The following is a 1678-nucleotide window of genomic DNA, read 5'->3' as shown; positions in this document are numbered from 1 at the left end:
TGGGCGGCGCGCAGGGCGGCGACGGGGTCGGTGCGTCCGGGGGCGTGGACTCCGGAGCCGTATCCGAGGAAGGCGCTGCACCAGGGTTCGTTGAGGGTGGTCCAGCGCTGGACGCGGTCGCCGAGGGCGTCGGCGACGATATCGGCGTAGTCGGCGAAGCGTTCGGCGGTGGCGCGGTGGGGCCAGCCGCCCGCGTCCTCCAGTTCCTGCGGCAGGTCCCAGTGGTAGAGGGTCAGGACGGGCGTGATGCCGTGCCCGAGCAGGTCGTCGACGAGACCCCGGTAGAAGTCGAGCCCTTTCCGGGAGGCCGGGCCCCGCCCGGTGGGCTGGACGCGCGGCCAGGACACCGAGAAGCGGTAGGCGTTCACGCCGAGCTCCGCCATCATGCGGACGTCCTCGGAGCGGCGGTGGTAGTGGTCTGCGGCGACGTCGCCCGTGTCGCCGTCGCGGGTGCGTCCGGGGGTGTGGCTGAAGGTGTCCCAGATGGAGGGGGTACGGCCGTCCTCCTGGGCGGCGCCCTCGATCTGGTAGGCGGCGGTGGCGGTGCCCCACAGGAAGCCGGGGGGAAAGCCGACGGACATGGACGAGCTCCCGAGGTGGACGGAGGCGGACTGACGGGGCGGGCCGGAAGGGCCGGAATGACGGGGTGGACCGACGGTGCGGACTGGCGGGGCGGGTCCCGGTGCCCGGACGGCGAGGCGCGGTCCGGGCGGGGCGGGTCCCGGTGCCCGGGCCTACACGTCGCCCGCGGCCGGCAGCTCGCCCGAACGCGCCACGCGCGCGTACCAGTGGGCGCTCGACTTGGGCGTACGCGTCTGGGAGGCGAAGTCCACGTGCACGGCGCCGAACCGCTTGTCGTAGCCGTACGCCCACTCGAAGTTGTCCATCAGGGACCACAGGAAGTAGCCCCGCACATCGGCGCCGCTCTCCACGGCCCGGTGGACGGCTTCCAGGTGCCCGTGCACATAGGCGATCCGCTCCGGATCGTGCACCGTTCCGTCGGCGGCGACCTGGTCCGGGTAGGCCGCGCCGTTCTCCGTGATCATCAGCGGCAGGCCCGGGTGCTCACCGGTCAGCCGCATGAGCAGGTCGTACAGGCCCGTGGGGTCGACCGTCCAGCCCATGTCGGTCCGCTCGCCGGGCGGCTGGTGGAACGCGACCTCCTCCGCACCCGGCCACGGGGAGAACGCGCCGCCGCCGTGCCCGTCGTTGCGCAGGGACTCGTCGCCCTGCCCGGCCGCCGACACCACGGTGGGCGTGTAGTAGTTGACTCCCACGCAGTCCAGCAGCTGGTTGGTGTCGGTGAGGTCGCCGTCCCGGACGAACGACCAGTCGGTGAGCCGTGCGGTGTCCTCCAGCAGGTCGTTCGGGTAGGCGCCGTTCAGCATGGGACCGAGCCAGATCCGGTTGCCGACCGCGTCGATCCTGCGCACCGCCTCCAGGTCCTCGGACGCGTCGGTGAGCGGCCTGACCTGGTGCAGATTGAGCGAGACCGACACCTCGGCCCGGGAGGGCAGGGCCGTGCGCAGGGCTTGGACGGCGAGGCCGTGGCCGAGGTTGAGGTGGTGGGCGGCGCGCAGGGCGGCGACGGGGTCGGTGCGTCCGGGGGCGTGGACTCCGGAGCCGTATCCGAGGAAGGCGCTGCACCAGGGTTCGTTGAGGGTGGTCCAGCGCTGGA

General features: G+C 72.9%; 2 protein-coding genes. Both read right to left on the bottom strand.

The genetic code is table 11. The annotated features are described in order from the left end of the window. The coding region (locus tag PUR26_RS02265) for a glycoside hydrolase family 1 protein (protein ID WP_329868612.1) at window positions 1-581 on the bottom strand (581 nt) is incomplete at its 3' end. Window positions 582-734: 153 nt separating this feature from the next. Continuing rightward, the coding region (locus PUR26_RS02260) for a glycoside hydrolase family 1 protein (RefSeq protein WP_329868611.1) at window positions 735-1678 on the bottom strand (944 nt) is incomplete at its 5' end.

Origin of the sequence: Streptomyces sp. SP18CS02 (assembly GCF_036322365.1) — a bacterium.
Lineage (GTDB): Bacteria > Actinomycetota > Actinomycetes > Streptomycetales > Streptomycetaceae > Streptomyces.
This window is presented reverse-complemented; position numbering and strand designations above follow the sequence as displayed.